Consider the following 26,934-nt stretch of genomic DNA (forward strand, 5'->3'; position numbering starts at 1 on the left):
AGCCGGGCGGGGGCGGGCTGGGGAAGAGGTCGCGCAGGCACACGCCGGGGTCGGGCACGCCTGCGGCGCGCGCCCGCGGACCGGTCCAGAACACGCAGACCTGGGCGGCGTAGCGGAGGACCGAGCCCCAGACCTCGGGGACGGACAGATCCGAGCACGCCGCGTCGACGACGTAGCGGGTGGGGAAATTGTCCGCGCCGTCCAGGACGACGTCGTAGCCCTCCATGATCCGCCGCACATTGGCCTCGGTGAGCCGCTCCCGGTGCTCGACGACGGTCACGTCCGGGTTGAGCGCCCGGATGTGCGCAGCAGCGCAGGCCGTCTTCGCCGCGCCGACGCCGGACGAGTCATGGATCACCTGCCGGTGGAGGTTGGACAGGGCGACGGCGTCGTCGTCGACGATCCCGATCGCGCCCACGCCCGCGGCCGCCAAATAGAGGAGGGCGGGCGAACCGAGGCCCCCCGCCCCGACGACGAGCACGCGCGAGGCGAGCAGGCGGAGCTGAGCCTCCTCGCCGAAGCCGTTGAGGAGGATCTGGCGTGAATAGCGCGCTCGCTGCACGGCCGAAAGCCCCCCGGCCGCGCGGACGATCGGTGCGAGGTCCATGGCATTCATCGTAGCCGGGCGGCCGGCAGGCCGGTGGCCTCCCCCGCGAGGGACGTCACATCGCCCAGATCCCGAAAACCATATAGACTGGAATAAATCCAGATTAGCGAATCGCTCACCCACCGGACACGAACAAAGGAGACGCATGCCGGTTCTGACCATCGGCGACGAATTCCCCGCCTACCGACTCACGGCTCTGAAGGGCGGCGATCTGCGCGCCATGGGCGTCGCCCAGCCGGACGACTACTTCGAGGAGATCACCGAAGAGAGCCACCCCGGCAAATGGCGCGTCGTCTTCTTCTGGCCCAAGGACTTCACCTTCGTCTGCCCCACGGAGATCGCCGCCTTCGGCAGGCTCAACGGCGAATTCGAGGACCGCGACGTGCAGATCCTCGGAGTCTCCGGGGACAACGAATTCTGCCATTTCCAGTGGCGCGCCCAGAACGAGGATCTGAAGACCGTCCCCTTCCCCATGCTCGCCGACACCAACCGGGACCTCATGGTCGCCTGCGGCGTCAAGCGAGCCGACGGCACCGCCGACCGAGCGACCTTCGTGATCGACCCCGGCAACGTCATCCAGTACGTCTCGATCACCTCGGACTCGGTCGGCCGGAACGTCGACGACGTCCTCCGCGTCATCGACGCGCTCCAGTCCGACGAGCTGTGCGCGTGCAACTGGAGGAAGAACGACCCGACCATCGACGTCGCCGAAAAGATCGGAGAGACCCTGAAATGAGCATCGAATCCCTGAAGAACGCCGTTCCCGGCTACGCCAAGGACTTGAAGCTGAACCTCGGCTCCCTGGCGCGCTCCACGAACCTCGACGAGCAGAAGAAATGGGGGACCTTCCTGGCCTGCGCCGCCGCGACCGGCTCGGCCACCGTGTTGCGCGAGATCTCCGAGGAGGCGGGCGATTACCTGTCCGAGGAGGCGTACGCCGCGGCGCTCGCCGCCGCGGCCGTCATGGGGATGAACAACGTCTTCTACTCGGCCAAGGGGAACATGGGAGACGACTTCGCGAACGAACGCGCGGGCCTGCGCATGAACGTCATCGCCAACCCCGGCGTGGACAAGGCGGATTTCGATCTGTGGTCCTTCGCGGTCTCAGCCATCGGGCACTGCGAGTTCTGCACCGCCGCGCACGCCGAGGACTGCCTGAAGGCCGGCATCTCGAAGGAAGGCGTCATGGACGCGCTTCGCATCGCCGCGACGACGGCGGGCCTCGCCCGGGCGACGACGATTGCCGAACAGCTCGCCTGACCGCCGGCCGATCCCCGGGGCCGGGGAGGACTGTGCCAGGCCTACAAAGGCTGCCACCCCGACATCGGCCGGCCCCGGGGCTGGGGCGGCTGGTGACTGGGAGGAACTGGCGTGCGGGCGCCATTCGGCGCCGGCGTCCGACCGGCGTGCGACGCTCCGGCGCGCACTGGGATCCGCGTGGTCTCCGGCCGGCGCGCCGCCCGAATGCAGCCCGGGGAGAACCGACAGACCGGGCTAGACTGGCGTCCATGCCGCTGACCATAGCCGTCATCACCGTCTCGGACCGCTGCGCGCAGGGCGCGCGCGAGGACCTGTCGGGGCCCCTGGCAGCCGACCTGCTCGGCAAATTCGGATCCGTCACCGGGCCGGCCGTCGTCCCCGACGGCATCGACAGCGTCCAGGGCGCGATCCTGGCGGCGGTCGAGAACGGCGCCCGGGTGATCGTCACTGCCGGCGGCACCGGCATCACGAGCCGCGACCTCACCCCGGAGGCGACCGCTCCCCTCATCTCCCGGAGGATACCGGGGATCGAGAACCTCCTGCGGGACAATCCGCGCGTGCCCAGCGCGGCGCTCTCCCGGGGGCTGGCGGGGATCGTCGAGCACCGGGGCTCGCGGGCCTTCGTCCTGAACGCGCCGGGGTCGGTCGGAGGCGTGCGCGACGCCGTCGGCGCCGTCGGCCCGCGACTGGCCCACATCGTCGAACAGCTCGACGACTCCGACCACCCGCTCGCCTTCACGCCGCACGAGGCCGCGACCCTCCGGGTTCAGAATCGCGGCGAATCGGACGGCCGGGATGCGGCCGTCGTCCTGGCGGGCGTCAGCCGCCAGGCCGTCGACGTCGGCCGCCTCGCCGAACTGGTGGGCACCCCCGCCGCGGGCGCAATCGTCACGTTCCGCGGGCAGGTCCGCGACCACGACGAAGGCCGGGCCGTCGTCGCCATCGACTACGAGGCGCACCCCGACGCCGACGCGGTCGTCCGGCGCATCGCCGAGGACGCCGCCCGGGGATCGGGAGCGTCCCGGATAGCCGTGCTGCACCGGACCGGCCACGCGGAGGTCGGGGACGTGGCGCTCGGCGCCGCGGTCTCGGCGGCGCACCGCAAGGAGGCCCTCCGGGTGCTCGAAGACGTCGTCGAGAAGGTGAAACTCCAGCTTCCCGTGTGGAAACGCCAGTTCTTCGCCGACGGCACGTCCGAGTGGACGGGAGCCGTCTGACCGCTCCTGCGACCGCGCCGGAGTGGGCTGGAGCAAGCTAGATGTTTGTATATACGAACATCACCGGTCCGACCGCGCCGCGACCGGGCGAACCTTCACCCCATCCGCGACCGGCGGAGGCTGTCCCGTTCGTGCTCCGCACGGCAACGGCTCCTTCCCGCGAACGGCCGAAGCGCCCCGCCGGACGGCGTCGCGCTCCAGGCTGCCAGACTCCCCCGGTTCCAGACGGGGCGCTTTTCCAGATCACCCGCCCGCGAACGGCGGAAGCACGTCCACGCGCACCAGCCCGACGAGGGGGAGGCCTTCGCCGGGCCAACGGACGCCATCGACGAGGAAGGCGCTGACGGCGAGTTGCCGGGCGAAGGCCTCGCCGTGCCGGGCGTTCAGCGCATCCCGCAGGTCCCCGGCGGTCGTCCCCGCGGGAAGCTCGACCGTCTCCCCGCGAGTGCCCGCCGCTTCGGCGACCGCGGCGAAGTACCGCAGGTTCACGGTCACGTCCGGGCAGGCGTGGTCCCTCTTCGCAACGCTCATAGGCGACTTCCTCTCTCTCATAGGCGACTTCCTCTCTTTCCGGCTACATGGCCCTTCTCATCCCGACCGTTCGGCTCTTCGCCCTCTTCCCGGTTCCTTCCGTCGTCCCCGGCCGGATCGACTCCCTCAGCCGAACCGGCGCGGCGGCGCCCCGCAACCGTCCTCACCCCGCGGCCATCCTCATCCTCCGATCGCGCTCATGGGCCGGGTGGGGTGGAGGAAGCCGTCGTCGGTTCCGTGCCCGGCCTGTTTGCCCCACATGGCGAGACGCCACGCATGGGCTATCTCCTCGTCCGAGCAGCCCGACCGCAGCAGCCCGCGCAGGTCTGTCTCCGCCGCGGCGAACAGGCAGGCGCGGATCTGCCCGTCGGCGGTCAGGCGGGTGCGGTCGCAGTCCCCGCAGAAGGGTCGGGTGACGGATGCGATGACCCCGACGCTGCCGCCCGGATGCTCCACTCCGAGGGCCCGGCCGGGTGCCACGTCCCACTCCTGCGCCGGGGATGCGCCGCGTTCCTCCGCGGGGCGGAGGGCGAGGTCGAAATGCCGGCGGAGCATGCCCAGGATCTCGTCGGCGGTGACGACGTCCTGGGCCCTCCACGTACCCGGCGGGCCGAGCGGCATGCGCTCGATGAAGCGCAGCCTGTAGCCGGCAAGGAGCGACTGGAGGAGGAGGTCGGGCGCTTGGCGGTCGTTGACCCCCGGCATGAGCACGGCGTTGACCTTGACGGGAAGCAGTCCCGCTCGCGCGGCGGCGCGTGCGCCGGCGACGGCGTCGCCGTACCTGTCGCGGCGCGTGAGCATGGCGTAGGTTCGCCTGTCGGCCGAGTCCATGGAGACGTTGACCCGGTCGAGCCCGGCCGCCTTGAGCCCGGTCGCGCGGTGGACGAGCCCGAGCCCGTTCGTCGTGAGCGAGGTCTCCACGGGCGCGCCGTTCCACGTCGTCAGCCGTGAGGTCGCCGCGACGATTCCTTCCAGGCCCTTGCGCAGGAGGGGTTCGCCTCCCGTGAACCGCACCTCGCGGACGCCCAGCTCCTGGACGCCGATGCGTACGAGCCGGACGACCTCTTCATCGGTGAGGATTCTCTCCCCGGGCATCGGCTCAATCCCCTCGGCGGGCATGCAGTACCGGCACCGGAGATTGCACCTGTCGGTGAGCGAGACGCGCAGGTCCACCGCCGTCCGGCCGAACCGGTCGATCAAGCCGGGAACGTCGGGCCGCCCCCGGCAGCCAGCTCCTTCGCGGGCCACTCGCCGGCGGACGGCCGGCATTCCCAGGGGCACCGCCGGGTTGGGCGGAGCCGCCGGGCCGGCCGGGACAGGCGTGGCGTTCATGGATTCCCCGGTTCGCGCCGCATGGCCTCACCGCACCGCGGCTATGAGCTTCTCGATCATCTTCGGGCCTCCCGAATGCAGTGCGTCGTGGTGGAATTCCGTGGAGACGATCCGTTCGATCCCCGCCAATTCCGCCGTCCGCTCGGACAGCGAGTGCGGCACGAACATGTCGGGGGTGTAGATCCACGCCGCCGAGGGCACTGTATTGGCCGCGAGCGCCTCGGCGCTGTAGAGCTCGGGCAGGGCGGCGTCGGCGGCGAGGAGGTCGGCTGCATCGGCCATCGGCGCCAGGGCGGGGTCTTCGCGCATCTGCCACGGGTACATGTGCTCTCCGGTGAATCTGAAGCCGTGACCCTCGGCCTCCAGCGCGGCTTCGCCGGCTCCGCCTTCGGCGAGGTCGGGCAGGCGGAATTGGAGGAATTCGCCGCGGACGCGGTGGGCGCTCCACGCCGTCGCCCCCGTGGAGGCCTGAGCGTAGATCGCCTCGTGCATGACGCCGTACAGCGGCGAGGCCCTCAGCGAGACCTCTGCGCCGATCCTCGCCAGGAATTGGGGCCGCAGGCGGCGGCTCCCCCGCTTGGTCCGGAAGGCGTCCTCCAGGAGGAAGTGCAGGCGTTCGAGCCCGTAGCTTCTGCCCAGGACGCCGCCGATCTGCCGGAATCGCCCCGGTGTCAGGCGCTCGCCCGTGGGCAGCGTCTCCTCGACGTCGGCCAGGTGGCGCGCGATCGACCACGCGGTCGCCTCGTCGCCCGGGTAGCGGGCGAAGAATTCGCGGTTGCGCTTGTCGGTTTCGACGTAGGTGAGCCGGTAGACGGCGTCGGCGTGGTCGACGACGGAGGGGAGGCCGGCCGTGATGAAAGCTTCGGACAGTCCCGCGGGCGCCTGGGAGAGGTAGGCCGTCACGGCGAAGCCGCCGAAGCTCTGGCCGAGGGCGCTCCACGGCTCGTCCTGGAGAGCCCGGCGGAGGTCTTCGGCGTCGGCGACGATCGAATCCTGTCGGAAGCAGGAGAGGTACGCGGCCTGCGCCCCGGGGCCGCCGACGTCGGTGACGGCCTGGGCGTCGAGCGGGTGCGACGAACCGGTGCCGCGTTCGTCGAGCAGGACGACCCGATAGTGGTCGAGCGCCGTGGACAGCCAAGAGCCGATGGGGGCCATCCTCGGCGCGGGGAAGCCGGGCCCACCTTGGAAGTAGACGAGGCGGGGCCGGTCTTCCCTGCCTTCGCGTACGTATTCGCGGGCGAAGATTTCGATCCGCGTCGGGGCGGCCGCGGTTTCCTTCCGTCCGGTGCCCTCCTGCGGGGCTCCGGGCGCCTCGGAGCCCACCGCCCCAGGCGCTGCCGGCGCGGGCTCCTCCGGTCCGGGAGAGGACGGCCGCGCGGGCTGCGACGCCGTGCTGCCAGCCGTCAGGCGGTCGAACGCGCCGAAGCGGTCGAGGGGGGCCTCGAGCCTGTGTTCGACCATGGTGTGGCCGGGGATCCGGAACGTCGCGTCGTACATGAGTCCAATGTACCCGGCCGCACGGCCGAGGAGAACAGCGCATGCGCGACTGCGCGTACGCCGTTCGGGAACCGGCTCCCATACCGGCGGGCCGAAGGCCTATCATTGGCTTCGCACGAGTCCTACGACACACTCTGACCCGAGAAGAAGGCGGTTTCCCATGGCCATGCCAAGTCCCAGCTACACCGTGACACTGCAGGTGAACGTTCCGCTTCACCCGCGCGCCACCCAACACCTGGTGGAGGCCGTGGCCGACGCGGGCGGACTGGTGACCGGCATCGACACGGTCGAATCGCAGGAGAACCAGCTGACGGTCAACCTCACCTGCGACTGCGTCAACTCGGCACACGTCCAGGCGGTGCGCGATCACATCGAGATGCTCGTGGGAGCCAACGTCGAGGAGGTCTCCGACGCCACCCTCCAGGCGCACGCCGGCGGAAAGATCTCAGTGGATCTGAAGAACCCGCTGCGCACGCGCCAGGATCTCGCCCGGATCTACACGCCGGGCGTGGCGCGCGTGTGCAAGAAGATCGCGCGCGACCGCTCCTTCGCCCGCCAGTACACGATCAAACGCAACACCGTGGCCGTCGTCACCGACGGCACCGCGGTGCTCGGCCTGGGCGACATCGGCCCGGAGGCGGCTCTGCCCGTCATGGAAGGCAAGGCCGCTCTCTTCAAGCGCTTCGGCAACGTCGACGCCTGGCCGGTGTGCCTCGACACGAAGGACACCGAGGAGATCATCTCGATCGTCAAGGCCATCGCGCCCGTCTACGGCGGCATCAACCTCGAGGACATCGCGGCGCCGCGGTGCTTCGATGTCGAGGAGAGGCTGCGCGAGGAGCTGGACATCCCCGTCTTCCACGACGACCAGCACGGCACCGCCATCGTCACCCTCGCGGCCCTGATCAACGCCTTGAAAGTCGTGGGCAAGAACATCGAGGAGGCGCGCATCGTCGTCTCGGGCGTGGGCGCCGCGGGGTCGGCCATCATCCGCCTGCTCCTGCTGCACGGGGCCCGCGACGTCATCGGCTACGGCCGCAAGGGCGCGCTCGGGCCGTTCCGCGAGGAGGCCAATCCGCACCGCAACTGGCTCGCCCAGAACACGAATCCGCGCGGATTCCAAGGGAGCCTGCAGGAGGCTCTGGAAGGAGCCGACGTGTTCATCGGCGTCTCCTCCGGCAATATCCTCACCGGGGAGGACGTGTCCACCATGGCCGAGGGCGCCATCGTCTTCGCCATGGCCAACCCCACCCCCGAAGTGGATCCGCGCGACGCCGGCAAGCACGCCGCGATCGTGGCCACCGGGCGCTCGGACTATCCGAACCAGATCAACAACGTCCTCGTCTTCCCCGGCCTATTCCGCGGCATGCTGGACGCGGGCGCCGCGCGCATCGACGACGAGATGCTGCGCGCGGCGGCCGTGGCGGTGGCCGACGTCGTCACCGACGGCGAACGCAACTCGAACTACATCATCCCCGGGGTCTTCGATTCGCGCGTGGTCGACCGGGTGTCGCGGGCGGTCGTGGAGCATGTGACGCGTTCGAGCTACCGGTCGTAAGGCCGGACGCTCGGTTCCCACACCGCCGGATCGCCGGCGGACAGCGCGGCGACTCGACGTAGGCGACTTTCTGGCCGGTCGATTCCAGTCCCCTCCCGAAGCTCTTGAACAGCCGCGCGCACGGAACCTGCGCCGTCTGCGAGACTGGGGGCATGGAATCCCAGATGACGCTCAAGAAGGCCGCTACGACGATGGCGACGATCGTCGCCGTCCTGTGGGGAATCGAACTGGTCGACCACGTGGTGCGGCACTGGTTCGACCGCTTCGGCGTCCACCCGCGCACGACGCAGGGGCTGCTGGAGATCTTCTCCGCCCCCGTCCTGCACCACGGCTGGACCCACCTGATCGGCAACACGATCCCGCTCTTCGTCCTCGGGCTCCTCGTCCTCATGGCCGGAGCGCAGACGTTCGCCGCGGTCACGCTGGTTTCGGTCCTCGGCTCGGGGCTTCTCGTGTGGGCGTTCGCGGCGTCGAACTCGGTGACGCTGGGAGCGTCGGGCGTCGTCTTCGGGTATCTCGCCTACATCCTCGTCCGGGCCTTCTACACGAGGCAGCCCAGCCACATGGCGATCGCGATCGTCGTCGCCGTCGCCTACGGAAGCATGCTCTTCGGCCTGCTTCCCCTCAGGGCCGGCGTCTCGTGGCTCGCCCACCTGGGCGGCGCCCTCGGCGGTGTCGCGAGCGCGCCGCTCCTTCAGCCGCGCGGGCAGGCATGACGTCCGCCTCGGGCGACGATGGTCACTTCCCCATGATGAGAAAAAACAGAAGAATGGAACCATGACTCTTCCACGCATTCCGAATATCCCACTGAACACCGGCCACCCGATTCCGCAGCTCGGCTTGGGCACATACAAGCTGAGCCGCGAGGACACTCCGCGCATCGTCGAGTTCGCCCTGTCCAAAGGATGCAGGCACATCGACACGGCCCAGATGTACGGGAACGAGTCGGAGGTCGGCCAGGCGATCGCCGCGTCGGGGATTCCGCGCGAGGACGTCTTCCTGACCACCAAGCTCGACAATTCGAATCACGAACCCGCCGCCGCGCGAGAGTCCTTCGCCGCCTCGCTGAAGCTCCTGGGCACCGACTACGTCGACCTCTTCCTCATCCACTGGCCCCTGCCCGACCAGTACGGCGGGGATTTCCTGACGACGTGGAAGGTCCTCGAAGAGTTCGCGGCCGACGGGCGCGCCCGGTCGATCGGCGTGTCGAACTTCCAGAAGCACCACCTCGAAACGCTCATCGAGGGCTCCGACACCGTGCCGGCCATCGACCAGATCGAGCTCCACCCCTATTTCGGCAATCGGGAAGTCTCCGAGTTCTGCCGGAAGAACGGCATCGTCGTCGAAGCGTGGGCTCCCCTTGTGCGCGGCGTCGTCACCGGAGAGCCGCTTCTGGCGGGCATCGCCGCCGCGCATGGATGCACTCCCGCGCAGGCTGTGCTCGCCTGGCATCTGGCCAAGGGGCACGTGATCTTCCCGAAGTCGGCGAGTCCCGCCCGCATCGAGGAGAACCTCCGATCGGCCGAAGTACATCTGACGATCGCCGAGGTGGAGGCGATCGACGAACTCGACCGCGGCGAAGCGGGGCGGACGGGATACAATCCGGATACGATGAAGCGGGTGGGCCAGTAGACCGTTGCATCTGCCCCCGCGCTCAGTTATCCAACCGACCCCGCGAAGGACGATTGATCGTCAGTGAACAAGGCACGCATTGCTCCATACGATCCACGGTACGAGAAATCCTTGCTCGAACTCTCCAGGCGTTCGTGGAAGCCAGTCTTCGACGGATTCGAGCCGAACATCCCGGATGTCGCGTACGCGTCGTACTATCCCAAAGGGTGCCAGGTTCGCCAGCCGACCGACTTGCGCGCCGTCCTCAGGGACGAACAGCACAACGTCTCCGTGGCGATCATCGACGAGATCGTCGTGGGGTGGGTGTGCGTGCGCATCCACCCCGAAGACCAGATGGGCGAGATCTACGTGCTGGCGGTCGACCCCATGTTCCAGCGCCGGGGCATTGGAAGCAAACTCGTCAACCACGCTTTCGACGTCATCCGCTCGGCGGGCATGAAGATGGCCATGGTGGAGACGGGCAACGACCCCGGCCATGAGGCTTCCAGGCACACGTACGAATCCGCGGGCTTCAAACGCTGGCCGATCGCTCGGTACTTCAAGAGCCTCGTATAGGAGGGCGGCTCGTAACGGGGCCCACACGAAGGTCGAGTCGCTGGCTGACACGACTCGTGGCCTCCGCGCCTGCGGCTGTGCGGGGCCCGGTCGAGGCGCGAAACCCGAGAGCGGGCGATCCAGGCGATGACGCGGCACGTCAGGGAGCGGGCGTCTCGCATCGAGAGACGATGCAGCACGGAGGCGGCACTGGCCGTAGAATCAGCCATTGACACCACTGCATCGCCCTCGATGCCGCCGCTGCGCAGCCCCGCCGGAGCCAGCCGGCAAGCCCGGGGGCACCGTTGAGGAGAGCCATGGTCACATACGCCTACGTCATCGCCGGGTCCGAAGCGACCGGCGGAGCCGGAATCCAAGTCGACCTCAAGACCTTCCACCAACTCGGCGTCTTCGGAATGGGAACGATCACGTGCGTCGTCTCGGTGGACCCGAAGAACGACTGGGCACACCGTTTCGTTCCTCTCGACGCCGGCCTCATCGCCGATCAGATCGAGGCCGCAACGTCCATTCGCTCCCTGGACACCGTGAAGGTCGGCATGCTCGGCACCGCGGCGACGATCGACGTCGTCGCCGCCGGCCTGAAACGGCAGGCATGGAAGAACGTCGTAGTGGACCCGGTCCTTATCTGCAAGGGAGGCGATCTCGGCCCCGCCCGGGAAGTCGACGACCAGCTGCGCGAAAAGATCCTCTCCCAGGCCACCGTCGCCACGCCCAACTACTTCGAGGCCTGCACCCTCTCGGGTCTCGACAGGCTCGAAACCGTCGAGGAGATGACGGAAGCGGCCCGCATCATCAGCGCCCAGGGGCCCCGCTACGTCCTCGTCAAGGGCGGTGTGGACTTCCCCGGCCCCGACGCCGTCGATGTCCTGTGGGACGGCGAGGCGGCCACCGTCTACTCCGAGCCGAAGGTCGGCCACGAGAGGGTGTCCGGCGCAGGATGCACCCTGGCGGCCGCCGTCACGGCCGAGCTGGCCAAGGGCGCCGGAATCCACGACGCCGTCCGCGTCGCCAAAGACGTCGTGACGGCGTCGATCAAGGGAAGGGTACCAGCCGGAACGCCCTTCGACTGGGCATGGCAGGGCGCCTACGCTTCGGCCTGAGCCTGACGCTCAGCTGGGCCGACTTACTTGAGCCGATCTATCTGAGCCGGCATTCACCTGGGCTGCCCTATCCGTGAGGGGCTCACGTGCGATTTGAGGGGTCTAGCGGGTTTGACACGCATCGAATGCGGTCTCCGGTCAAACCATCGAATGCGGTAATCGGTAAGACAATGCAGTACCCGGTGGAATCTCGGTCGCAAGCGTATTTCACCGGTAGATTGACCGGTGAAATCGACGAAAAGGTGAGCTTCGCCGGACGCCGACCATCAGTCCGGAATCGCACATCACCGATCCAACCTCGCCCGCCCGCATCGGCAGTCGAAAACCACGCCGAATAATGTTAGCAAGATTCAAATAGTATTAACTTGAGTTGATGAGAATTGACTCAGATCGAACAGATTCAAATCATTTCAAGTCATGTCAATCCGGCGAATCACATCCCCTGGTCGAAACTCTCGGCGAAACGCGCGTACTGGCCTTGGAATTCCAGCTCGAGGGTCCCCGTGGGCCCGGAACGCTGCTTGCCGATGATGATCTCCGCCAGGCCTCGCCTGTCCGAATCCTTGTTGAACATGTCGTCCCTGTGGATGAGCAGGACGACGTCCGCGTCCTGCTCCAGCGAGCCCGACTCGCGCAGATCTGCGACCTGAGGGCGCCTGTCGTTGCGCCTCTCCGAGTCGCGGTTGAGCTGGGCCACCGCGACGATCGGGATCTCCAGCTCCTTGGCCAGCAGCTTGATGGACCGCGAGAACTCGGAGACCTCCTGTTGACGCGACTCCACGGCCTTGCCGCCGGAGGTCAACAGCTGGAGGTAGTCGATGACGATGAGCTGGATGCCGTGCTGCTGCTTCATGCGGCGCGACTTCGCCCGGATCTCGCCCATCGTCATATTGGGCGAGTCGTCGACGATCAACGGCGCCTGCGAGATCTTGTCGAGGGTGCGGGCGATGGCTTGCCAGTCGCGCGTCTCCAACTCGCCCTTGATCATGCGGTCGAGGAACACCCTCGACTCGGCTGCCAGCAAGCGCATGGACAGCTCCGTCCGGTTCATCTCCAGCGAGAAGTACGCGGAAGCCATGTTGTTGTGGACGGCGGCCGAGCGGCAGATGTCCATGGCGAGGGTCGACTTTCCCCCGCCGGGACGTGCGGCGATGATGATCATCTGGCCCGCGCGCAGTCCGTTGAGCTTGGAATCCAACTCGGAGAAGCCGGTCGGGACGCCGTCGAGCCCGCCGTCGCGGTTGGCGTTGCGCTCCAGCTCCTCGTACAGGTCGGGGACGATCTCCTCGAGGGTCGTGTAGTCGGTGGTCTGGCGCTGCTCGGAGATCGCGAACACCTCGGACTGGGCGAGGTTGATGAGGCCTTCGACGTCGGCCCCGTCGGTGGTGTAGCCGAGCTGGACGATGCGCGTCCCGGCCTCGACGAGGGAGCGCAGCTGGGCCTGTTCACGCACGATCCGCGCGTAGTAGGCGGCATTGGCCGCGGTGGGGACGGTGGCGACGAGCGTGTGGAGATACGGCAGACCGCCGATGCGCTCCAACTCGCCCTTCTTTTTCAGCTCCGCGCCGACGGTGACCGCGTCGGCCGGCTCGCCCCGCCCGAAGAGCTCGATGACGACCTCGTATACGCTGGCGTGGGCGGGCCTGTAGAAGTCGGCGGAGCGCAGGATCTCGATGACGTCGGCGATGGCGTCCTTGGAGAGCATCATGCCGCCGAGCACGGACATCTCCGCATCGACGTTCTGCGGCGGAACGCGCTCATAGGACGAACCGGGCTGGGCGCCCTCGCTCACGGTCATATTCCCTCCGATCGACGACACCTAGGCTCGCGACGCCGCCCACACCCGCTGACTGCGTTCGCCGTCCATGCCCAGGCCGGCCGTCGGCCTGTGGGAACCGGGTCTGCGATACGGGCGGGCTTCCCACCCGTACGCCGACCCCGGCGATCGACTACGCCTCGCGGCGCTTGCGGAGTCTGAGCGCGCACGCCCAAGGTTAGTAGTTCAGCGGGAATACGCAAATCCACCCCTGTGGATAACGTGTGGAGACACGCTCGCGACACGGTGCAGCCCGTGTGGAGGCGATGTGGAAGGGAGCCCTGTTTCGTCCACATTCTCTCGCGCGTCTATCCACAATTGTGGACGGGATGGAGGAAAACCCCGCCATCCCGTCCCCAGGCCTGTCCACACAAGTGGATAACGGCGGCGTCTTTCCCCGCCCCCTGCAATGACGCTTCGCACACCGAGACTTAAACCCGTACTTGAGGTTCAGACGATTCTTCCCACTCCGGGAGTAATCTGGAAAAGTGTCGACGACCTCCCGCGGACGGAGCATCGACCGGCAGATCCGGGCGTATGCTTTACCTTCTCTGGCAACTCTCCTGGCCCAACCCCTCCTCGTCGCGGCGGACACTGCGATGGTCGGGCACCTGGGAACGCTCCCTCTGGCCGGGCTCGCGCTCGCCTCGACTCTTCTGTCCACCCTCGTAGGGCTGTGCGTCTTCCTCGCCTACGCCACGACGGCCGCCACCGGCACGCTGGTCGGCGCTGGAGACCGGCGCGCCGCCGCCAGCCGCGGGGTCGAGGGGATCTGGTTGGCCGCAGGAATCGGCTGCATCCTGGGCGCGATCCTCCTCCTCTTCGCCACACCCGTCCTCGAGCTCTTCAACGCCGAACCGTCGACCACGGCGCAGGCCGCACGCTATCTGCGCGCCTCGGCCGTCGGGCTCCCCGGCATGCTCGTGGTGCTGGCCGCCACCGGCACGCTCCGGGGGTTCGGCGACACCAAACGCCCGCTCTACGCGGCCACCGCGGGGGCCGTCGCCAACATTCCCCTCAACTTCGCACTCATCTACCCGGCCGGTCTCGGCGTGGCGGGCGCGGGCCTGGGAACGGCGCTGTCGGAGACGGGCATGGGCGGATGGCTGGCGTTCGTCGTCGCGAGGATCGCCCGGGGAAGCGGAGCCTCGCTGGCCCCGAGCCGGCGCGGAATCCTCGGAGCGCTCGGCCAGTCGTGGCCGCTCATCGTGCGGACGGTCTGCCTGCGAGCGTCCATCCTCGCCGAGATCGCCGCCGCCACGAGCCTGGGGACCGTCGCGCTGGCCGCCAACCAGATAGCGATGACCGTCTGGCAGTTCGCCGCCTACGGGCTCGACTCGCTGGCCATGGCGGCCCAGATCCTCATATCGACGGCGATAGGGGCGAGTTCGGCCGCCAAAGACGTCGACTCCCCGGCGCAGGGGAGAAGCGACGGACCAACCGAGCCGCATGGAAGCGAGGGGCAAACCGAGCCGATCGGCGACGTGCCCGCAGTGCTCAGCCGGTGCCTGCGCTACGGCGTGGCCACCGGGATCGGACTGGGGGTCGCCCTGGCGGCCGCGAGCGTCCCCATCCCGGCGGCCATGGGAGCCGAGTCGGCGGTGCGGAGCCTGTCCACCGGAACGCTCATCGTCATCGCCTGCTGCCTTCCGCTCGCCTCAGTCGCCTACATCCTCGACGGAGTGCTCATAGGAGCCCAGGACACCCGGCGCCTAGCCTGGTACATGCTCGCGGCCCTCTTCGTGTTCGCGCCGATCGCCTGGATGATCATGGCCGTCCACAGCGCGTATCCCGACGTACCGGGCGCCTGGCTCTTCTTCGCCCTGTGGGCGGCCTACGGCGGCGTCTTCATGGCCGCCCGGGCCGGCACGATGCTCGCCCGGGCCCGTTCCGGCAAACCCTTCGGCACGCCGTGAACGCAGTGCCACGAAGATGGGTGCGGCCGGCCGCCGCCCGCACCCATTCCGCGTCAGCGCCACCCGCGCGTCGGCGGGCGGCCCTGCATCAGCGTCACTTTTTCTTCTTCTTTTTCTTCGTCACGACCTCGACGACCTCGATGGTCAGACTCGCGACGATGTCGTCGTGAAGCTTGGCGGTCGCCTTATAGGAACCGAGCGACTTGATGGGCGTCGTCACGTTGATCGTGCGGCGGTCGACCGTCTTGCCGGTGGCCTCCGTCGCCGCGGCGGCGATCTCAGCGTTGGTGACGGCGCCGAACAGGCGCCCGCTCTCGCCCGCGGTCTTGACGATCGTCAAAGCCTCCGACTGGAGGGCGTCGCGCAGAGCGTTGGCCTCCTCGAGGGAGGCGATGGCGCGCTTACGGCGGGCCTCCGCGATCTGGTCGACCTGCTTCTGACCGCCTTTCGTCCATTTCGTCGCGTACCCGCGGGGAATGAGGTAGTTGCGGCCGTATCCGTCCTTGACTTCGACGACCTCGCCGGCCGACCCGAGACCGTCGACGTCATGCGTCAGAATGAGCTTCATGGATGGCCTCCTCAGCGAGTCGAACTCGAGTAGGGAAGCAGGGCCATCTCGCGGGCGTTCTTGACGGCCCGCGCGATCTTGCGCTGCTCCTGGACGGTGACACCCGTGACGCGTCGAGCGCGGATCTTGCCGCGGTCCGAGATGAACTTGCGCAGCGTGGCGGTGTCCTTGTAGTCGATGTTCTCGATCTTGGCCGACTTGAGAGGGTTGGCCTTCTTCTTGGGCTTGCGAAGAACCGGCTTCGCCATAGTTATGCTCCTTCAGTTGCGGTGGCCGGAGCCACCAGGCGGCTGGCGCCGCCGGGAAAGTCGAACGATGGGAATCAGAAGGGAGGGTTGTCGTCGAAAGCCGACCCGCCCTGCGGAGCGCTCTGCCACGGATCGTGCGCCGACCCGCCCTGCGGAGCGTCGTAGGACGCTCGGCCGCCGTACCCGCCGCCTCCGCCCTGGTAGCTGTTGCCGTAGTTGCCGCCACCGCCGAAGTTTCCGCCGCCTCCGGTCACCTTGGTGACCTGGGCGCGCGCGTAGCGCAGAGAAGGGCCGATCTCGTCCACCTGCATCTCCAGGCTCGTGCGCCGTTCGCCGTTGTATTCGTAATTGCGGACGGTCAGCCGGCCGGTGACGACCACCCGCATCCCCTTGGCCAGGGACTCGGCGACGTTCTCGCCGTGCTCCCGCCACACGGAGCAGCGGATGAACATAGCCTCGCCGTCCTCCCACTGCTGGGTCTGGCGGTTCAGGGTGCGCGGAGTGGAGGCGACGGTGAAGGAAGCTACGGGCGTACCCGAACTCACGTAACGAAGCTCCGGATCACCGGTCAGATTCCCGACGACGGTGATGATCGGTTCGCCTGCCATGGTCTCTCCTTCGGTGTGGACGTCTTCCTCAGGCCTCGATGCGCAGCAGCTTCGTGCGGAGAATGGCCTCGTTCAGGCCAAGCTGACGATCGAGCTCGCCGGCCATCGCGGGCGTAGCCTTCATCGTCACGACTGCGTAGATGCCTTCGGAGTGCTTCTTAATGTCGTAGGCAAGGCGGCGCTTGCCCCAAATGTCGACTTTCTCCAGGGTGCCGCCCTCATTGGGGACGACCTGAAGCAGCTTGTCGACGAATGTCTGGATGTTGCGTTCGTCGACGGTCGGATCGATGATGATCATCATCTCGTAGTCACGCATGCTCGTACCCACCTCCTCTGGTCTGTGCGGTCATGGTCTCTCCATGACAGGAGGGTCAATGCGTCTGGCGCCGGAACGGCCCGAAGGCCGGGGCGGGCCGGAAGACCGAACATCCCGATAGCCGGGCCGGGCACCGGAAACGGATTCTACCCGTGAGGGGAAGGCGTTGGCCAGTCTCCGGCCGACCGCCCCCGGGCCGTCGCGCCCATGCACCGGCCCCTTGGGGCAGCAGACAGCGTTCGCCGGCGACCGGGCGGAGTTGGGATCTCGTCCCCGGCGCCCGCCGCGCCGAACGCTCACCGGCTCCCGAGCGAGGCCTTCCCCGGCGAGGCGCAGCGTCCGGTCTCTTGGAGCCAAGGCTATTGGGTCTGCTGTGTCGCATCTTTACTCGGCTCGGGAGGAGGAGAGGCCGAAGGCACAACGGCAGGCGGCGTGGTGGGTTCGGGAGTCCTGGTCGGGGTCGGGGTCGGCGTGCGCGTCGGCTCGGACGGGGTGCGCTCGGTCGGCGTCGGCGAGACGCCGGGCGACGAAGACGTCGGTCTGCCCCTCGTCGTCGGCGCCTGGCTCGGCTTTTTGGCCGGCGTCTCCGTCTCGTCGTCGCCCGTGGGCGTCACGCGCTTCTTCGGCTTCGGGAAGTTCTCGACCTTCATGCCGTCGGTGGCGACCTCCATGTACCGGAGCCAGATCTCCGCGGGGAACGACCCGCCGCCGATGCCGTAGGTGTACTTGCCGAAGGGGGTGAGGACCTCTTCCTCGCCCTTGGACCCCACCTGGTACATGTCGACGACCGTCACCATCTGCGGCGTGTAGCCGATGAACCACGCGGACCACGGCCCCGACGACGTGCCGGTCTTGCCGGCCACCGGCCGGTCGAGCTTACCCGCGGTGGACCCCGTCCCGTCCGAAGACGTCACGCTCTGCAAGGCGTAGTTCATCTGGCTCATGAGCTCCGACTCAAAGACCCGCTTGCCCTCCGTCTCAGCCGTGTACACCGTTTCCCCGTTCTTGTTCTGCACACTGCGCACGATGTGGGGGGTGGTGCTCACACCCTGATTCGCGAAGACCGAGTACGCCTTCGCCATGTCGATCGGCCGGGGCGAAGCCGATCCGAGTACGTTCGTCAGGGTGCTGTCCAAGCCGGGGGTGTTCTCCGGTATCCCGGCCGTGATGGCGGCCTTCTTCGTCTTGTCGGGGCCTACATCCTCGTTGAGCTGAACGTAGGCAGTGTTCACGGAGTACTTCGTCGCGGTGATCAAGTCGATCTTCCCCCGGTCCTTGCCGTCGAAGTTCTGGACCTTGTTGCCGCTGAACACCTTCGGCGTGGAGGAGTCGAGCCGTTCGCTCAGCGACTTCCCGCTGTCCAGGGCCGCCAGGAGGGTGAAAGGCTTGAACGTGGATCCGGCCTGGGCGCGGTCCTGAGTGACCGCGTTGCGCTCCCGCGCCTTGTAATCCGCACCGCCGTACATCGCATAGATCTCGCCGGTGCGCGGATCGACGGAGACCAGCCCCACGTAGTTGTTGGCCGGCCTGTCCTTGGGCAGCCCGGCGACGGCGTCGACGGACGCCTTCTGCATTTTCGGGTCGATCGTGGTGACGATCTTCAAGCCGTTCTGATTGAGATCGTCGGCAGTGAACTTCTTCGTGGCCCGGAGTTCGGAATCCACCGCGGCGAGCAGATACCCGTTCGTCCCGGAGAACGCCGACGACGTCCCCGGAGGGATAGTCTGCGGGAAGGAGGCGGACTCGGCCTCCTGCTTGGAGATGTAGCCTTCGCCGACCATGCGGTTCAGGACGCGCGTCCAGCGCTCCTTGGCCTTCTCGGGGTTGACCGCTGGATCCCACCCGCTCGGGGAGGGGATGATGGCCGAGAGCATGGCGGACTGGGAGAGGTTGAGCTGCTGGGCGTGGATCCCGAAGTACTTCTGAGCCGCCATCTCGATTCCGTAGGCGCCCCGCCCGAAGTAGATCGTGTTGAGGTAGTTCTCCAAGATCTCGTTCTTGGACTGCTGCTGGTCGATCTTGATCGCCAGGAGGGCCTCCTTCAGCTTGCCGAGATACCCCCTCGTCGTCCCCAGGTAATAGCGCTCCACGTACTGTTGAGTGATCGTCGACGCACCCTGACGGTGGCCTCCCCGGAGGTTGTTGACGACGGCGCGCGCGATCCCGCGCGGGGAGATGCCGCTGTTCGTGTAGAAGGAGCTGTCCTCCGAGGCGACGACGGCGTGGGGCACCGTGTCCGGGAGGTCGGAGAGCTTTATCGGCTCGCGCTCGTACTGCGCGAACGTCCCCATCTTCGTCTTGCCGTCCGAGTAGTAGACGGTGGTCGTGCGGGCCAAGGCGAAGTCGCCTGGCTGGGGGATGTCGATGGTCACGTACAGATAGCCGACCGCCCCCACTCCCATCGCCAGGAAGAGGAAGACGGACGCCAGGACGATGCGCCAGCTCGGGACCCATCGTCGGATCGGCCCGTAGCCCGCCCGGGGATAGTTCCATCCGCGCTTGCGAACCGGGCGGAGCTTGCCGCGCCGAGTCCTGCGCATGGGGAAGGCCTGCCCAGCGGCCCTCCCGCCTTTGACGCTCGATACGTCCCCCGTCGGTCTTCGCGTGTGTGCCATCCCTTACCTTTCAGGCTGTCGTTCGGTCTGCCGCAACAGCGACTGCCGACGCGCACCCTTGCGGGCCTGTCTCCTTCGTGCTTCCCTCCGCGCTTTCGCCTGCTCGCCCAATTCGGCCTCCATGAAGTCGACGAAGTCGTCGGCGGCCGGATTCTCCTCATCGTATATCCCGTGCTCCGAACGTTTCTTCGCCTCCGACTCGGGGATGAGGAAGACTTCCAGCCACCTGGTCGCCGGACTCGAATCCACGAGCACCGCCTTGGCGAAGAGGGTGAGGGGGACGGCGAGGATGGCCCCGAGAGGCCCGATGACCACCGTCCAGAATATGAGCGAGAGGAAGGTGATCGTCGTGGAGAGGCCGACGGCGTCGCCCGTGATCTTGGGCTGGAAGATCCCCTGGATGACGAAGTTGATGATCGAGTACAAGGCTATGACCCACACCGCCGTCACCCAGCCGGAGTCGACGAGGGCCATCACCGCGGGCGGGATGACCCCCATGACGAACCCGATGTTCGGTATGTAGTTCGTGATGAAGCTTACCATCACCCAGGCCACGGGGAGCGGGACGTCGAGGAACCACAGGACGATGCCGTCGATGACGGCGACGATGATGCCGAAGATCGTCGAGACGAGCCAGTACTGGCGCACTCGCCCCTCGAAGCCGCAGAGAGCCTCGTGCAGGGAGGAGTCGTGGTTGGCCAGCACCCTGGAGCGGAAGTCCATCGTCATCGTGTCGACGGTGATGAACAGCATGGCCAGCGCGATGAGCGCGATGAGCGATCCCGCGGACGTGAGGTAGTTGACGAGGGTCGAGACCATCTCCAGGATCCGGTCGAAGTCCAGGTTCTTGAGCAGCTCGTCCTGGAGTTTGGCCGTGTCGAAGTCGAAGTCGTACTTGGCCGCCAGATCCCTCAGCTGGCGGACGATGTCCTCGAAGCTGCCCTTGTACTTGCTCAGCGTGTCGGGAAGGCCCACGAGCGACCACACCGTCAGGCCGACCGTGCCCAGGAGCACCGCGGCCAGGGCGGCCATCGTGCTCAGGCCCGACAGCCACGGCGGGAGCCCCTTCCTGACGAGCCACCGGTGTATCGGGCGGACGGTGAGCACCAGGGTCAGCGCGAAGAACGCCGGAGCGACCATGTTCTGCACCTGGTTGAGCCCCGCACAGCACACCGTCACGAGGGCGACGACGACGAGTGCCTTCATTCCCGGCGGGACCGTGCCTCCGGCCCTTCCTACCTCGGGCCGGAGCCCTCGCCCCGCGCCCCCGGCGCCCACGCCGCTTCGGCCCGCCTGCCGAGCCGAGGGGCCCGCCGGCTCGATCGCCGCCTGCCCTGGGAACTCCTCCGCCGAGCCGGCCTCCTCGGTGCGTCCGCCGCGGGACGGCGTCCCTTCGCCTGGAGCCGCACCGGAATCCGGCGCGTCGGCGGGCTCGGCCCGGCTGGGCGCGGCAGGCCCGTCCTCCTCGGGGTCCGCGGGCCCGGCCGGGCCCGCCTGAGCCGCTGGGACTCGGTCCTTCGGTGACATATGGCCTCCTGGGGCATCGAGGGCTTACTGAAGACTAGTCTGCCCTATCAGCCTGGACGAAGCCCCAGAGCACGGCCAAACCGATATGGTCATCACAGCCCCCTGAGGGCCCCGTCCCGGGCCGGGCGCCGCATCCCCGGTTCCCCCTCCGGCCCTCCCACGGGCTACGATGGCTCCGGTGAGCGGCATCATCACGCCGATGTGACGCCGCGGTCCGACGCGATCGGCCACGCGCGACACCGCTCCCGGCAGGTCTCGACGAGTTGTACGGACTCCGACAGCGCTACTGCCCTACACATTCATAGGAGAGTTAATGAGCACAATCCGAGTAGCGATCGTTGGCGTGGGCAACTGCGCCTCGTCACTCATCCAGGGCGTCGAATACTACAAAGACGCCGATCCGTCCACGCAGGTCCCCGGCCTCATGCACGTCCAGTTCGGCCCGTATCACGTTCGCGACCTCGAGTTCGTCACGGCCTTCGACGTCGATGCCAAGAAGGTCGGCTTCGACCTCGCAGACGCCATCGCCTCCTCCGAGAACAACACGATCAAGTTCGCCGACGTGCCCCCCACGGGCGTGACGGTCGAGCGCGGCCACACTCTCGACGGCCTGGGCAAGTACTACCAGGGGCAGATCGAGGAGTCGCCCGCGGCACCGGCCGACGTCGTGAGAATCCTCAAAGACAAGAAGGTCGACGTCCTCGTCAGCTACCTGCCGGTCGGTTCGGAGCAGGCGGCCAGGTTCTACGCCCAGTGTGCCATCGACGCGCGCGTGGCCTTCGTCAACGCCATGCCCGTCTTCATCGCCTCGACGAAGGAGTGGTCGGATAAGTTCGCCGCCGCGGGCGTGCCGGTCGTCGGCGACGACATCAAGTCCCAGATCGGCGCGACCATCACCCACAGGGTTCTGGCCAAGCTCTTCGAGGACCGCGGCGTCACCGTGGACCGCACCTACCAGCTCAACGTGGGCGGCAACATGGACTTCATGAACATGCTCGAGCGCGAGCGCCTGGAATCGAAGAAGATCTCCAAGACGAACGCCGTCCAGTCCAACCTTCAATCGCGGCTCGACGACCACGACGTGCACATCGGCCCCTCGGACTACGTCGCCTGGCTCGACGACCGCAAATGGGCCTTCGTCCGCCTGGAGGGCCGCAACTTCGGCGACGTCCCCGTGTCGCTGGAGTACAAGCTCGAAGTGTGGGACTCGCCGAATTCGGCCGGCATCATCATCGACGCCGTGCGCGCCGCCAAGATCGGGCTCGACCGGGGGATCGGCGGGGCGCTGCTGTCGCCGTCGTCCTACCTGATGAAGTCCCCGATGGAACAGCGTCCCGACGACGCGGCCCGCGAATCCGTCGAGGCCTTCATCCGCGGCGACGTCGAGAGGTAGTCGAAAGGCGAGGGGAGCGGGCTGCAGCCCGCTCCCCTCGTGGGGCCGGCTCGCCGCCTTCAGGGCGTTCGCCGTCGACAGCCGAGAACGCCGCTTCCCTTCCTCGCCTCTCCAGCCATCGGGGGACGGAAGTCACATTCGCAAGGAGGGCGTGACGCAATACGGCCCCTGCGGAACGGACCGGTCGGCCAATCGCATGTGAGACGCACACGGCTTGCATAAGGTGTGCATACACACCTGTCGACCACCTTCGCGGGGACGCCATGCAAGCTCTCGTCATCACACTCCAAATCGTCGTCATCCTCGGGTGCCTGCTCGTGGGAACCCACTACGGGGGCATGGGACTCGGCCTCATCTCCGGCATCGGACTGGTCGTCCTCGTCTTCGCCTTCCACCTCAAGCCGGGCGACCCCCCGGTCGACGTCATGCTGACGATCCTGGCCGTCATAGGATGCGCCTCGACTCTCCAGGCCTCCGGCGGACTGGACGTGCTCATGCAGTTCGCTGAGCGAATTCTGCGCAAACACCCCTCACAGATCACGATCCTCGGGCCGCTGACCACGTGGACCCTCACGGTGCTCTGCGGCACGGGCCACGTCGTCTACACGATGCTCCCGATCATCTCCGACATCGCGATCAAGAAGAACATCCGCCCCGAACGCCCGATGGCCATCTCCTCGGTGGCGGCCCAGATGGGCATCACCGCCTCTCCGGTCTCGGTGGCGACCGTCTCGCTCGTCGGGATCCTCCACAAGGAGACGAACCTGGGCTGGTCGATCCCCCAGATCCTCATGGTCTCCCTTCCGGGCTCGCTGTGCGGCGTGCTCCTGGCCGCGCTGTGGAGCATGCGCCGCGGAAAGGACCTGGACGAGGACCCCGTGTTCCAGGAGAAGCTGAAGGACCCGGGGTTCCGCGACTACGTCTACGCGGACTCGGACTCCCTCATCGGCAAGTCCTTCCCGAAGGAGGCCTACCGATCCGTCGCGATCTTCTTCTCGGCCATCCTCGTGGTGGTGGTCCTCGGCACCTCCACCGCGCTGCGCCCGAAATTCCCCACCGGGAAGGGAGGCGCCGCCGAGCCCCTGTCGATGAACCTGGTCATCCAGATGATCATGCTCCTAGCCGGGGCGGTCATCCTCCTGACGTGCAAAGTCGACGGTTCGAAGATCAACCGGGGGCCCGTCTACCGCTCGGGGATGACGGCGATCTTCTCAGTGTTCGGCGTGGCCTGGATGACGGAGACCTTCATGGGCGCCCACATCAAGGCGCTCGAGAGCTCCCTCTCCCGCATCATGAGCGACTACCCGTGGACCTACGCCATCATCCTGTTCGTCGTGGGCAAGCTGGTGAACTCCCAGGCCGCGGCGCTGCTGGTGATCGCCCCCCTCGGCCTGCAGCTCGGGGTGGACCCGGTCACGCTCGTCGGCTTCTACGGGGCGGCCTACGGATACTTCGTCCTGCCCACCTACCCCTCGGACCTCGCCGCCATCGGCTTCGACCGGACGGGCACGACGCACATAGGGAAGTACATCATCAACCACTCGTTCCTCGTTCCCGGATTCATCTGCGTCATCACGTCGTGCCTGGTGGGGACGGGCCTGGCGCACATCCTCCTCGGCGGCTGACCCCTCCGAACGGACGAACAGGAGTATCCGAAAAGCTCGGGCGCATGAGCTCCGGATCGCCCCGGCAACGCGGTCGGCCGGTCAGCCCGCAGCGGTCGGTCCGGCCCGGCGCGGCTCGTCGCCTAGAGCGCGCACGCTCCTCCAGTATCCGAAGGCTGTCGCCCAGACGAAGGCGGCCAAGCCCACCTGAACGGTCCACGACCAGCCGACGTCGGGCAGGACGAGGAGCGCCACGGCCGCGGCGAGACACGCCGACATGTTGAACATGACGTCGTAGATCGCGAAGGTGCGGCCGCGGTAGGCGTCTTCGACGTCGCCCTGGATGATGGAGTCGACCGCGATCTTCGCACCCTGGACGCCGATCCCGAAGACGAACAGCCCAGCTATGAAGACGGGCGTCGAATACGAGACGGCGACGGCGAGCTGCCCGACCGTCCCGACGACCAGGCACACGAGGGTCCAGCGAGACGGCGCCATGCGCTCGTGTGCGACGGGGGTCAGGATGACCGCGAGGAAGTGGCCCGCGACCATCGCTCCGCCGAGCGTCCCGAAGAGCGCGATGCCCGCGTCGGCGTCGGACGGCTCGGAGAGGAGGTTCCTCGCGGCCAAGATGATCGTGATGAGCTCCATGTAGTAGACGAAGCGGTGGAGCGCCATCGTCACCAGGGCCGCCGCCGGGGTGCCTCGGCTCAGGAGGTAGGTCACAGCCGCGCCGAGTTCGCCGGCCGTCCGCCGCAACGTCTCGCCCAGGGGCGCGGGCCGTTCCACCCCGTCGGGTCCGAGTTCGCCGGGGGCGAGGAGGAGGGCGGCCAGGGCCGCCCCCAGGTACAGGAGGGCCGCGGCCACGAGCGATGAGATCTCACGCGATGCGCTCTCCGGCAGCAGCACCCGCATGAGCACGCCGATGACGGCGCCGAGGCCCATCGCTATGCCGCCGAGCGTGGGGACCACCGAGTTGGCCATGACGAGGCGTTCGTTGCCGCCCACCACCTTCGGCAGGCCGGCCGACAGAGCCGACAGCAGGAAGCGCGCCAGGCCGAGCGTGCACAGCGCGAGCGCGCCGACCGCCGGCCCGACCCCCAGGAGCGCCATGACCGCCGCGATCACCGCGACGAGGGCGCACCGGACCAGGTTGCCGTAGAACAGCACCTGGCGGCGGCGCCACCGATCGAGGAACGGGCCGGTGAAGGGACCGATGAGGCTGTAGGGCAGGAGCAAGACGACAAGGGCGGAGGCGACACCGCCGGGTTCCGCCATCGACTGGGGGCTGAAGAAGAACAGGGAGGCCAGACCCGCCTGGAACATGCCGTCCCCGACTTGCGAGACGAGGCGCACGCCCAGGAGTTTGGTGAAGCCGGCCCGCTTGGACAGCGTGGCCAGATCCCCCAGGAGGCTCACGGCCGGGCGCCTTCCCGACGCATCGGACGCTCAGGGCCTTCGGGCGCGGCATCCGGGCCGGCCTCACGAGCATCCGGGCCGGGTTTCAGCCCATCCGAACGGGACGGCGAGCCGGCTGCGGCGTCGCCGTCCCGTTCGGCCCACCACGCCAGCAGGCGGCGCTCGGCCTCGGCCTGGCCGAGGGGCCCCTCCTCCAGACGCAGTTCGAGCAGGAAGTCCCTGGCCTGGCCGACCAGGCGCCCCGGTTCGAGCCCGAGGATCTCCATGATCCTCGACCCGTCGATGTCCGGGCGGATCGCGTCGAGGGCCTCGCGCTCGGCCAGTTCGACGATCCGCCGCGCGAGTTCGTCGTTGCCGGCCTGGAGGCGGGCGACTTTCCGCCGGTTCTGAGAGGTGACGTCCGCGCGGATGAGGCGCATGAGGCGAGGCAGCAGCGGTCCGGCGTCGCGGACGAAACGGCGGACCGCCGAATCGGTCCACCCCTGCTCGGAGAAGCCGAAGGCCCTCAGGTGCAGTTCGACCAGGCGGGCCACGTCCCTCTCCGTCTGCTTGTCGAAGCGCAGGGCGCGCAGTCGTTTGGCGGCCATCCGCCCGCCGACGACGTCGTGCCCGCGGAACGTCACCGAGCCGTCGCGTTCGTACCGGCGCGTGGCGGGCTTGCCGATGTCGTGGAGGAGCGCGGCGAGCCGCAGCACGAGGTCCGGCCTCGGCAGGGGGCCGCCGAGGAGGTCGGGCTCGTAGTCGCATTCGCCCTCCAAGGCCATGGCTTGGTCGAGCACCGTCAGGGTGTGCTCGTAGACGTCCTTGTGCCGCCCGTGCTCGTCGACGGTGTCGCGGAGCAGAGCGAGTTCGGGCAGGACGACGTCTGCCACACCCGTGTACACAAGTAGTTCGACGCCGCGGCGCGGGGCGTCGGAGACGAGGAGCCGTTCGATCTCGGCGCGGATCCGCTCGGCGGAGACGATGGACAGGCGCCCGGCCATCTCGCCCATGGCCGCCATGACGTCCTGGGCGACGTCGAACCCCAGCTGGGCGGCGAAGCGGGCTGCGCGCATGATGCGCAGCGGGTCGTCGTCGAAGGACTGGACGGCTGTGACGGGCGTGGACAGGACTCCGTCGACCAGCTGGTCGAGCCCACCGCACGGGTCGACGAGCTCGATCGACGGAAGGCGGACGGCCATCGCGTTGACGGTGAAGTCCCGGCGCGCCAGGTCGCCTTCGAGGGTGTCCCCGTAGTCCACGCTCGGCTTGCGGGAGCCGACGTCGTAGGAGTCGGTCCGGTAGGTCGTCACCTCGACGGTGAGATCGCGCCGGACCGAGCCGATCGTGCCGAACTCGCGTCCGACGTCCCACGTGGTCGACCCCCAGGAATCGAGGAGTTCCTGGGTTTCCCCGGGTCTGGCGGACGTCGTGAAATCGAAGTCGTGTATGGGCAAACCGAGGAAGGCGTCCCGCACTGGGCCGCCCACGAGTGCCAATTCATGCCCGGCATCTGCGAAAATGGATCCCAGTTCATAGATGGCTCGGGGAAGGGAGCGGAGCGCCTTCTGTCCCTGCATCAGCAGGAAGGCGCGCCGGTTCGCTCCGGTCATCTCCGTCATGTGTACCGGTTCGT

General features: G+C 67.8%; 24 protein-coding genes. 11 read left to right on the forward strand and 13 right to left on the reverse strand.

From position 1 onward, the window contains the following. The coding region (locus HMPREF0043_RS00005; protein ID WP_040317434.1) for a HesA/MoeB/ThiF family protein at positions 1-607 on the reverse strand (607 nt) is incomplete at its 3' end. A 145-nt stretch (positions 608-752) separates the two neighbouring features. Here HMPREF0043_RS00005 and HMPREF0043_RS00010 point away from each other — a divergent pair. The 3 genes from HMPREF0043_RS00010 (at position 753) to HMPREF0043_RS00020 (ending at position 3,084) form a co-directional block, all read left to right on the forward strand. Further along, positions 753-1,343: a peroxiredoxin gene (locus tag HMPREF0043_RS00010; RefSeq protein ID WP_021600655.1), complete on the forward strand. Its 591-nt coding sequence runs from the start codon at positions 753-755 to the stop codon at positions 1,341-1,343. Continuing rightward, on the forward strand, positions 1,340-1,867 hold the full coding sequence (locus tag HMPREF0043_RS00015) for a carboxymuconolactone decarboxylase family protein (protein WP_021600656.1): 528 nt from the start codon (positions 1,340-1,342) through the stop codon (positions 1,865-1,867). Before HMPREF0043_RS00010 ends, HMPREF0043_RS00015 begins: the two co-directional genes overlap by 4 nt. 248 nt (positions 1,868-2,115) lie before the next feature. Next, complete coding sequence (locus HMPREF0043_RS00020; RefSeq protein ID WP_021600658.1) at positions 2,116-3,084, forward strand: molybdenum cofactor biosynthesis protein MoaE; 969 nt, start codon at positions 2,116-2,118, stop codon at positions 3,082-3,084. Between the two features lie 243 nt (positions 3,085-3,327). Here HMPREF0043_RS00020 and HMPREF0043_RS00025 read toward each other — a convergent pair whose 3' ends face one another. The 3 genes from HMPREF0043_RS00025 to HMPREF0043_RS00035 form a co-directional block, all read right to left on the reverse strand. Further along, positions 3,328-3,615: a MoaD/ThiS family protein gene (locus HMPREF0043_RS00025; protein ID WP_021600659.1), complete on the reverse strand. Its 288-nt coding sequence runs from the start codon at positions 3,613-3,615 to the stop codon at positions 3,328-3,330. Positions 3,616-3,795: 180 nt separating this feature from the next. After that, a complete protein-coding gene (gene moaA, locus HMPREF0043_RS00030; protein ID WP_040317435.1) occupies positions 3,796-4,947 on the reverse strand; it encodes a GTP 3',8-cyclase MoaA in 1,152 nt (383 codons plus the stop codon). 27 nt (positions 4,948-4,974) lie between these two features. Next, positions 4,975-6,444 (reverse strand): alpha/beta fold hydrolase, encoded by a 1,470-nt coding sequence (locus HMPREF0043_RS00035; protein WP_021600662.1) that lies wholly within the window; start codon positions 6,442-6,444, stop codon positions 4,975-4,977. 160 nt (positions 6,445-6,604) lie between these two features. On the opposite strand from HMPREF0043_RS00035, the gene HMPREF0043_RS00040 reads away from it, so the two are divergent. The 5 genes from HMPREF0043_RS00040 (at position 6,605) to HMPREF0043_RS00060 (ending at position 11,289) form a co-directional block, all read left to right on the forward strand. Then, a complete protein-coding gene (locus HMPREF0043_RS00040; RefSeq protein WP_021600664.1) occupies positions 6,605-8,002 on the forward strand; it encodes an NAD-dependent malic enzyme in 1,398 nt (465 codons plus the stop codon). 152 nt (positions 8,003-8,154) lie between these two features. Then, on the forward strand, positions 8,155-8,718 hold the full coding sequence (locus HMPREF0043_RS00045; RefSeq protein WP_021600666.1) for a rhomboid family intramembrane serine protease: 564 nt from the start codon (positions 8,155-8,157) through the stop codon (positions 8,716-8,718). Between the two features lie 124 nt (positions 8,719-8,842). Continuing rightward, a complete protein-coding gene (locus HMPREF0043_RS00050; RefSeq protein ID WP_332248418.1) occupies positions 8,843-9,634 on the forward strand; it encodes an aldo/keto reductase in 792 nt (263 codons plus the stop codon). 111 nt (positions 9,635-9,745) lie between these two features. After that, positions 9,746-10,189 (forward strand): GNAT family N-acetyltransferase, encoded by a 444-nt coding sequence (locus HMPREF0043_RS00055; RefSeq protein WP_021600668.1) that lies wholly within the window; start codon positions 9,746-9,748, stop codon positions 10,187-10,189. 296 nt (positions 10,190-10,485) lie between these two features. Next, positions 10,486-11,289, forward strand: coding sequence for a hydroxymethylpyrimidine/phosphomethylpyrimidine kinase (locus HMPREF0043_RS00060; RefSeq protein WP_021600669.1), 804 nt, complete (start codon positions 10,486-10,488; stop codon positions 11,287-11,289). Positions 11,290-11,722: 433 nt separating this feature from the next. Here HMPREF0043_RS00060 and dnaB read toward each other — a convergent pair whose 3' ends face one another. Next, positions 11,723-13,087: a replicative DNA helicase gene (gene dnaB / locus HMPREF0043_RS00065; protein WP_021600670.1), complete on the reverse strand. Its 1,365-nt coding sequence runs from the start codon at positions 13,085-13,087 to the stop codon at positions 11,723-11,725. Positions 13,088-13,593: 506 nt separating this feature from the next. Between dnaB and HMPREF0043_RS00070 the strand changes: the two genes are divergently transcribed. Next, a complete protein-coding gene (locus HMPREF0043_RS00070) occupies positions 13,594-15,021 on the forward strand; it encodes an MATE family efflux transporter (protein WP_040317436.1) in 1,428 nt (475 codons plus the stop codon). A 94-nt stretch (positions 15,022-15,115) separates the two neighbouring features. Here the strand turns inward: HMPREF0043_RS00070 and rplI are convergent, their stop codons facing one another. The 6 genes from rplI to HMPREF0043_RS00100 all read right to left on the reverse strand — a co-directional run bounded on the left by rplI (position 15,116) and on the right by HMPREF0043_RS00100 (position 20,903). Continuing rightward, positions 15,116-15,589 (reverse strand): 50S ribosomal protein L9, encoded by a 474-nt coding sequence (gene rplI, locus HMPREF0043_RS00075; RefSeq protein WP_021600673.1) that lies wholly within the window; start codon positions 15,587-15,589, stop codon positions 15,116-15,118. Between the two features lie 11 nt (positions 15,590-15,600). After that, a complete protein-coding gene (gene rpsR / locus HMPREF0043_RS00080; protein WP_021600674.1) occupies positions 15,601-15,837 on the reverse strand; it encodes a 30S ribosomal protein S18 in 237 nt (78 codons plus the stop codon). Positions 15,838-15,911: 74 nt separating this feature from the next. Continuing rightward, on the reverse strand, positions 15,912-16,445 hold the full coding sequence (locus HMPREF0043_RS00085; RefSeq protein WP_021600675.1) for a single-stranded DNA-binding protein: 534 nt from the start codon (positions 16,443-16,445) through the stop codon (positions 15,912-15,914). A gap of 28 nt (positions 16,446-16,473) precedes the next feature. After that, the gene (gene rpsF, locus HMPREF0043_RS00090) at positions 16,474-16,761 is read right to left on the reverse strand and encodes a 30S ribosomal protein S6 (RefSeq protein ID WP_021600676.1); all 288 of its coding nucleotides are present in this window, start codon (positions 16,759-16,761) and stop codon (positions 16,474-16,476) included. Between the two features lie 359 nt (positions 16,762-17,120). Beyond that, positions 17,121-19,376, reverse strand: a complete 2,256-nt coding sequence (locus HMPREF0043_RS00095) for a transglycosylase domain-containing protein (protein ID WP_084431849.1) — start codon at positions 19,374-19,376, stop codon at positions 17,121-17,123. 3 nt (positions 19,377-19,379) lie between these two features. Then, positions 19,380-20,903: an AI-2E family transporter gene (locus tag HMPREF0043_RS00100; RefSeq protein WP_021600678.1), complete on the reverse strand. Its 1,524-nt coding sequence runs from the start codon at positions 20,901-20,903 to the stop codon at positions 19,380-19,382. 313 nt (positions 20,904-21,216) lie between these two features. Here HMPREF0043_RS00100 and HMPREF0043_RS00105 point away from each other — a divergent pair, with 313 nt between their 5' ends. Continuing rightward, positions 21,217-22,296 carry an inositol-3-phosphate synthase gene (locus tag HMPREF0043_RS00105; protein WP_021600679.1) on the forward strand — a complete coding sequence of 360 codons (1,080 nt, stop codon included), beginning with the start codon at positions 21,217-21,219 and terminating at the stop codon, positions 22,294-22,296. Positions 22,297-22,559: 263 nt separating this feature from the next. Beyond that, entirely contained in the window at positions 22,560-23,921 is a 1,362-nt protein-coding gene (locus tag HMPREF0043_RS00110) for an anaerobic C4-dicarboxylate transporter (RefSeq protein ID WP_021600681.1), read from the forward strand. Positions 23,922-24,002: 81 nt separating this feature from the next. On the opposite strand, the gene HMPREF0043_RS00115 is transcribed toward HMPREF0043_RS00110, so the two are convergent. Together HMPREF0043_RS00115 and HMPREF0043_RS00120 are read right to left on the reverse strand one after the other, a co-directional pair. Next, entirely contained in the window at positions 24,003-25,319 is a 1,317-nt protein-coding gene (locus tag HMPREF0043_RS00115) for a hypothetical protein (protein WP_021600682.1), read from the reverse strand. Then, on the reverse strand, positions 25,316-26,920 hold the full coding sequence (locus HMPREF0043_RS00120) for a CCA tRNA nucleotidyltransferase (protein ID WP_021600683.1): 1,605 nt from the start codon (positions 26,918-26,920) through the stop codon (positions 25,316-25,318). Before HMPREF0043_RS00120 ends, HMPREF0043_RS00115 begins: the two co-directional genes overlap by 4 nt. Positions 26,921-26,934 lie beyond the last annotated feature (14 nt).

The sequence above is a fragment of the Actinobaculum sp. oral taxon 183 str. F0552 genome, from assembly GCF_000466165.1.
Classification (GTDB): Bacteria; Actinomycetota; Actinomycetes; order Actinomycetales; family Actinomycetaceae; genus Peptidiphaga.

Excerpts from the sequence above, each read along its gene's own strand:
- HMPREF0043_RS00010 (WP_021600655.1), top strand. The coding sequence starts at position 753 with ATGCCGGTTCTGACCATCGGCGACGAATTCCCCGCCTACCGACTCACG.
- HMPREF0043_RS00015 (WP_021600656.1), top strand. The coding sequence starts at position 1,340 with ATGAGCATCGAATCCCTGAAGAACGCCGTTCCCGGCTACGCCAAGGAC.
- HMPREF0043_RS00020 (WP_021600658.1), top strand. The coding sequence starts at position 2,116 with ATGCCGCTGACCATAGCCGTCATCACCGTCTCGGACCGCTGCGCGCAG.
- HMPREF0043_RS00025 (WP_021600659.1), bottom strand. The coding sequence starts at position 3,615 with ATGAGCGTTGCGAAGAGGGACCACGCCTGCCCGGACGTGACCGTGAAC.
- moaA (WP_040317435.1), bottom strand. The coding sequence starts at position 4,947 with ATGAACGCCACGCCTGTCCCGGCCGGCCCGGCGGCTCCGCCCAACCCG.
- HMPREF0043_RS00035 (WP_021600662.1), bottom strand. The coding sequence starts at position 6,444 with ATGTACGACGCGACGTTCCGGATCCCCGGCCACACCATGGTCGAACAC.
- HMPREF0043_RS00040 (WP_021600664.1), top strand. The coding sequence starts at position 6,605 with ATGGCCATGCCAAGTCCCAGCTACACCGTGACACTGCAGGTGAACGTT.
- HMPREF0043_RS00045 (WP_021600666.1), top strand. The coding sequence starts at position 8,155 with ATGGAATCCCAGATGACGCTCAAGAAGGCCGCTACGACGATGGCGACG.
- HMPREF0043_RS00060 (WP_021600669.1), top strand. The coding sequence starts at position 10,486 with ATGGTCACATACGCCTACGTCATCGCCGGGTCCGAAGCGACCGGCGGA.
- dnaB (WP_021600670.1), bottom strand. The coding sequence starts at position 13,087 with ATGACCGTGAGCGAGGGCGCCCAGCCCGGTTCGTCCTATGAGCGCGTT.
- rplI (WP_021600673.1), bottom strand. The coding sequence starts at position 15,589 with ATGAAGCTCATTCTGACGCATGACGTCGACGGTCTCGGGTCGGCCGGC.
- rpsR (WP_021600674.1), bottom strand. The coding sequence starts at position 15,837 with ATGGCGAAGCCGGTTCTTCGCAAGCCCAAGAAGAAGGCCAACCCTCTC.
- HMPREF0043_RS00085 (WP_021600675.1), bottom strand. The coding sequence starts at position 16,445 with ATGGCAGGCGAACCGATCATCACCGTCGTCGGGAATCTGACCGGTGAT.
- rpsF (WP_021600676.1), bottom strand. The coding sequence starts at position 16,761 with ATGCGTGACTACGAGATGATGATCATCATCGATCCGACCGTCGACGAA.
- HMPREF0043_RS00095 (WP_084431849.1), bottom strand. The coding sequence starts at position 19,376 with ATGGCACACACGCGAAGACCGACGGGGGACGTATCGAGCGTCAAAGGC.
- HMPREF0043_RS00100 (WP_021600678.1), bottom strand. The coding sequence starts at position 20,903 with ATGTCACCGAAGGACCGAGTCCCAGCGGCTCAGGCGGGCCCGGCCGGG.
- HMPREF0043_RS00105 (WP_021600679.1), top strand. The coding sequence starts at position 21,217 with ATGAGCACAATCCGAGTAGCGATCGTTGGCGTGGGCAACTGCGCCTCG.
- HMPREF0043_RS00110 (WP_021600681.1), top strand. The coding sequence starts at position 22,560 with ATGCAAGCTCTCGTCATCACACTCCAAATCGTCGTCATCCTCGGGTGC.
- HMPREF0043_RS00120 (WP_021600683.1), bottom strand. The coding sequence starts at position 26,920 with ATGACGGAGATGACCGGAGCGAACCGGCGCGCCTTCCTGCTGATGCAG.